We start from the raw sequence: 1,109 nt of genomic DNA on the forward strand, positions 1-1,109 counted from the left end.
CCGATGTAGTCCATTCGGTCGCCTGTTTACCGTTAGGCCACACGCCTTGCGCCGGTTTGCTCGCCATTGCCAGTAGTGATGCCAATCGCTTCCATGCCGATATGGGCACTGAATATTTAAGTTTTCTCGGCGAAGTATTTATGCGGTTAATGCGTCGTTTCTGTCACGGCCAGAATGACAGCTGAGCTGCAAACACCACTGCAGGATTTTCTGCAGTATCTGGAGCAGCAGCGCCGGGTTTCACCGCATACCGTACTCAATTATCAGCGCGATTGTCAGCAGTTAGTTGATTACTGCCAACAGCAATCATTTACCGAGTGGCAACAACTCAAACCGGCAGATATTCGTTTATTTATTGCCCGGCTGCATCGAAAAGGTCTGAGCGCTCGCAGTATTCATCGTTTACTTTCAGCTGTTCGCAGTTTTTATCGCTATCTGCTCAAAGAAGGTCTGGTGGATCATAATCCGGCGCAATCAGTACAGGCACCCAAAGCTGAAAAACGTTTACCGAAAACCCTTGATGTCGATCAGATGAATTCCTTACTTGATAGCACACCCGCGGATACCTTCGTCGCCTGCAGGGATCGGGCGATTATGGAATTATTTTATTCCTCCGGCCTGCGACTGGCAGAGCTGGCGGCATTGGATCTACGTGATGTCGATTTCGGCCAGCAGCTGGTGCATGTTATAGCCGGTAAGGGTAATAAAGGACGGATTCTGCCGATTGGCCGCACCGCGATTGATGCGTTAAAAGTCTGGCTCGATAAACGTGATCAGAACGGTCTGTATCAACAACCCGCATTATTCACCAGCCAACAAGGCAAACGACTTGGGGTTCGTTCCATCCAGCAGCGTCTGGCTTTCTGGGGTAAAAAACACGGTATCTCCGAACATGTGCATCCGCATCGGTTACGTCATGCATTTGCCTCGCATATGCTGGAATCCAGTAGCGACTTGAGAGCCGTTCAGGAATTATTGGGGCATTCGGATATCAGCACGACTCAGGTCTATACTCATCTGGATTTTCAGCACCTGGCAAAGGTTTATGATGCTGCGCATCCTCGGGCTAAGAAACGTTCTTAGGATATTAACCACAGAGGCACAGAGGG

General features: G+C 49.7%; 2 protein-coding genes. Both read left to right on the forward strand.

The genetic code is table 11. The features are described 5' to 3' along the window. The coding region (locus tag B3O33_RS06990; protein WP_292363273.1) for a DUF484 family protein at positions 1-185 on the forward strand (185 nt) is incomplete at its 5' end. 1 nt (position 186) lies between these two features. Next, complete coding sequence (gene xerC / locus B3O33_RS06995; RefSeq protein ID WP_414673278.1) at positions 187-1,083, forward strand: tyrosine recombinase XerC; 897 nt, start codon at positions 187-189, stop codon at positions 1,081-1,083. The last annotated feature ends 26 nt before the right edge of the window (positions 1,084-1,109 follow it).

The organism is Methylophaga sp. UBA1464, from assembly GCF_002325665.1.
In the GTDB taxonomy this organism is placed as follows: Bacteria; Pseudomonadota; Gammaproteobacteria; order Nitrosococcales; family Methylophagaceae; genus Methylophaga.